Annotated in this window: 6 protein-coding genes; all 6 read left to right on the top strand. The window is 32.9% G+C overall.

From position 1 onward, the window contains the following. Positions 1-145 precede the first annotated feature (145 nt). The 6 genes from spoIIP (at position 146) to N9I19_RS24010 (ending at position 4,207) form a co-directional block, all read left to right on the top strand. A complete protein-coding gene (gene spoIIP / locus N9I19_RS24035) occupies positions 146-1,000 on the top strand; it encodes a stage II sporulation protein P (RefSeq protein ID WP_317779226.1) in 855 nt (284 codons plus the stop codon). A gap of 209 nt (positions 1,001-1,209) precedes the next feature. After that, positions 1,210-1,659 (top strand): hypothetical protein, encoded by a 450-nt coding sequence (locus N9I19_RS24030; RefSeq protein ID WP_317779225.1) that lies wholly within the window; start codon positions 1,210-1,212, stop codon positions 1,657-1,659. Positions 1,660-1,986: 327 nt separating this feature from the next. After that, complete coding sequence (locus N9I19_RS24025; protein ID WP_317779224.1) at positions 1,987-2,385, top strand: hypothetical protein; 399 nt, start codon at positions 1,987-1,989, stop codon at positions 2,383-2,385. A gap of 153 nt (positions 2,386-2,538) precedes the next feature. Then, positions 2,539-3,045 (top strand): DUF4367 domain-containing protein, encoded by a 507-nt coding sequence (locus N9I19_RS24020; RefSeq protein ID WP_317779223.1) that lies wholly within the window; start codon positions 2,539-2,541, stop codon positions 3,043-3,045. A gap of 156 nt (positions 3,046-3,201) precedes the next feature. Next, positions 3,202-3,819, top strand: a complete 618-nt coding sequence (locus N9I19_RS24015; RefSeq protein ID WP_317779222.1) for an NUDIX hydrolase — start codon at positions 3,202-3,204, stop codon at positions 3,817-3,819. A 190-nt stretch (positions 3,820-4,009) separates the two neighbouring features. Then, entirely contained in the window at positions 4,010-4,207 is a 198-nt protein-coding gene (locus N9I19_RS24010; RefSeq protein ID WP_317779221.1) for a hypothetical protein, read from the top strand. Positions 4,208-4,243: the final 36 nt, after the last annotated feature.

The following is a 4,243-nucleotide window of genomic DNA, read 5'->3' as shown; positions in this document are numbered from 1 at the left end:
TTTCTTTGTATCAAAGAGAGTCAATGTCTCAGGAAGTGCCTTTAAAGAATAGCGTGGTATTCAACTAACGGAGGCTTCAGCTTAACAAGCCAAATAAAAAGTCGGTTCCTTAGCGTGCTGGAATCCGACTTTTTTAGGTTGAAATTTGCTTAGCGTACAAAATTTCCGAAATGTTGGCTGTACCCCAGTAAGGAAAATAAAGAAACTTTCTTATTATTGGTCTGTAGTTATTGCAACAGTGGCGCTAACTGCCTGGACTTTCCTTTTTGGAGGAAATCAACACATTGTAAAGTCTTACCATACTGTAATGTCTGCCATTCCTAAAAATAATGAGGAAAGCATGACTGCTTCAAGTAAAAATCCTTCTGTATTTATTTACCACACCCATACCACGGAATCCTTTACGCCGTTACTTAACGATAAAAATCCAGATAAAGCATTAGATAATAAAAAAAATATTACGATGGTAGGTGCAGAACTAACTAGTGAATTAAAGAAAAAAAATATTAATGTATTGCACAGCACCACGGATTTTGACAAAATAGTTCGTGATCGTGATTTAGATTACTCAAACATATACGATATTTCAGGGAAAGAAGTACAAACTGTTCTTGATAAAAATAAGAATTTAAAATTAATTATAGATATTCACAGAGATACGCAACTAAAAGATGCTACAACCGTTAGAATAGATGGAAAAGATGTAGCCAGTGTGTCATTTGTGGTCTCGGAAAACAGTCCTAATTTTAAAGAAAACCGAAAAATCGCAAATCTCTTTCATCAAAAGTTAGAAAAGAAGTATCCTGGACTTTCTAGGGGAGTCTTACTGAAAGTATCACAAACAAGAAATCCTTATAAACAAAAATTTTATAATCAGGAATTATTTGCGAACTCACTCCTCCTTCAAATTGGAGGGGTAGAAAATACAATTGAAGAAGAAAATAGGAGCGTTGAATTATTAGCAGAAATTATAGATGAAATACTAGTTGAACTTGATTAAAAATGTGGACTCTTTTGTGTATCAGGAGATGATTTCTAACTGGTGCGTTAGCTGAAGATCGGAGCTGTCTCTAAGGTAGCTCTTTTCTTATTGAACTATCGGGGCAGGTTAGTCCAAGAAATACGGAATGTGAAATGAATATATAGTGTATTTTTTTAGCTTTTAGGAAAACTAATTTAAATGATTCAATCCTACAGGAGGTAACAATATTGAAAAAAGGAATTCCATCATTAATTATTTTTTGCTTTATAGCCATTGGAATAACTTCAAATGTAGTTGCAGAGTCAGACGAGCAATTTAAACCTCCTACTAACATAATGCAATCTGGTCAATGGAAAATCGAAATAACAAAGGGTAAAGAAACGACAAAAACTACTAAGACGTATAACGTTGTTATCAAAAATATTGGTAAAGATCTAAATAATGTAGAATTCAACACTTACAGGAATGAACCAAATACAGAAACAAAATACGGATTAAGTCTTAATGACTTTCAATATGAAAAATTTAACCAGGGACAGGTCTTTGAATTTCCAAATTTCCCTATGTCGGTTAAAGCCAATGAAATTGAATTTGAATTAAGTTGGCACGGAAAACCACACAGTAAAGAAGTTCAGGGCAGAAAATACAAGGAAACCTTTTACTTTTTCACCGACTAAATGAAAGATGTGAATCTTGGCACTTTTTAGTGCCTTTTTTACCGTACAGTTTGTGTCAACTATTGTCTCAATAAGAACTTAGAGCGTTATTAAAGGCAGCTTTTTCTACTTTAACTAAATGTGTTTTTTAGTGAGATCAGGGTAAATGGGAGTTCAAATAATAAAAAAACGTTCCTGCTTGCTACAGAAACCCACTCTTTAACTAAAAAAGATAACAGTCGACTTAATCATCATCATTACTTTAAACTACTGGAGTAGAATAATTTTGAATAGTAAACTAACTTAGGTGTGATAATATTGAGGACTATAAAAAAGGAGTTAAGCGTAATGTTTAAACAACCAAGATGGATGATTATCACATTTTTATTTATTCCTTTACTATTTATTGTAAGTGCTACACCTACTTTTGCTGAAGAAGGCAAGGTTATATTTAGGTATAAAACTGATTTTGAAGGCATATCTCGTTTTCTGGGTGTAAACGAAGAAGAATATTTTGAATTAAGAAAACAAAAAAGTATTGTTGAAATCGCAAAAGAAAGAGGAATTTCTGAAGATGAAGTGTTTAACTATTTTTCAAGAAAACATATTGATGCACTTGAAAAGTCATACGAAAAAGGCGATTTTGATATACGATTTGCAATGGATTATTGCTTGAGGTTAAAAGATGATATTGAATGGGAGATAAATGTTAAGAAGGGCAAAGATGGTAATTTAACAACGGAATAGCTAACTAAACCTAAAGGGTGCGTTAGCTGAAGATTGGAGCTGCCTTTAAGGCAGCCTTTTTTTCTATGCAACTATAGGGGCAGGTTAGTTTAATAAGAAACATCAAATTGGTAAAACTACCTATGTAAAAACCAAACAGGAAGAGGTAGTAAATTGAAATTACTTTTTATACGTTTATTTGTTGTATTTATTCTAATTCAGAACGTTCCATTAATAGTTCAAGCTAAAGAAATCAAATATAATCACGAAAGTATAACTATTTCTGAAATCAAGAAGAAAGTTGATTTTAAAGTAGTTGTTCCTCACAATATTCCTAATGATTGGACGTTAGAAATAAAAACATACCCTTGGGATGAAAAAGACAAAATAACTAATTTTAGCTTGCACTATATGGATAGCGACGATAAATATATGCTAATTCATATTAATCAAAGGAAGGGTCCTTTTAATAAAGAAATGCACATAAACGAAGAGCAGGTAGATATAAACGGTCATACGGGCTTTTTTGTAGAATGGGGTAATAGTGGTGAGTTAGATAAAAAGGGAGAAATCGTTACTGGTGGTTTACTTCGTTGGATACAAGAAGGAACTTATGTAGAAATGCATAGCTCACGGATATCAAGGAATAAAATGTTGGAAGTTGCAAGGTCAATGAAATAATTTATAGAACTAACAGGTGCTTTACTTCATTAAGGGCGTTGCTTTGGCAGCGCTTTTTCTTATGGAGCTAACGAGGCAAGTTAGCTGAATAGGTTATTATCAACTCCAAAGGATTTATGGTAATATTTAGGTATTGTTGAATTGGTGGTGAAATAAATGGAACCTAAATGGCTTGAATGGGCGAAACAACTCCAATCCATTGCACAGGCGGGATTAACTTATTCGAAAGATGTATATGACTTGGAAAGATTTGAATTGGTAAGAACTATAAGCGTTGAAATATTATCGCATCAAACAGATATGAACAAGACAGTAATAAAAGATCTGTTTGCCAATGAAACTGGTTATGCGACTCCTAAAGTAGATATTAGATCAGTTGTCTTTAGAGATAATAAGATTTTAATGGTTAGAGAAAACACTGATGGAGATTGGGCTTTACCAGGAGGTTGGGGCGACATAGGATTAACTCCCAGTGAAGTTGCAGTCAAAGAAGTAAAGGAAGAATCAGGGTTTGATGTTAAAGCAATTAAATTGTTAGGTGTCCTTGATAAGAAGTGTCATCCACACCCTCCTTCACTTTATCATGTTTATAAAATGTTTATCCTATGTGAAATAATTGGTGGACAACCTAAAGAAGGAATAGAAACGAGTGCAGTTGAGTTTTTTGCTGAAAATGAACTACCATCATTATCAATAGCTAGAAATACAGAATCACAAATTGAATTAGCTTTTAAACATTTACATAATTCACAAGAACCTGTCTATTTTGATTGATTTTTCAAATGGGTGTGCCCACAGTTATAGAACTAACGGGGTGTTAGCTGAAGATCGGAGCTGTCTTTAAAGGCAGCTCTTTCCTTATGGAACTAAAGGGGCAGTTTAGTGTAATAGCGTTTATTTATAATCGGATATTAGAAACCAGAAGTGGAATACTAAAAGAAATTTGATTTTTGAGGTGAACTTTATGTTGAAGAAAACCACATTTTTATTAATTATGTCAGTTGTTATGTTATCGAGTAGTGTTTTTGCTAAAGGGAAGGAGGATACTCCAGAAAGAGTCAATGGTTATGTTTCAACAGAAGACATTTTATTATCTCTAATTGAACCTAAGCTAAATAAGATTGTAAAAGATCAATATGGATGGACCAATCTAAAAGATTAAGAAAAGTAATCTATCGAATAGATTACTTTTCTTAAT

The sequence above is a fragment of the Peribacillus sp. CSMR9 genome (assembly GCF_033141925.1).
Taxonomy (GTDB): domain Bacteria; phylum Bacillota; class Bacilli; order Bacillales; family DSM-1321; genus Peribacillus; species Peribacillus simplex_A.
The sequence above is the reverse complement of the archived record's forward strand: the minus strand, read 5'-3'. Positions and strand labels throughout refer to the sequence as shown.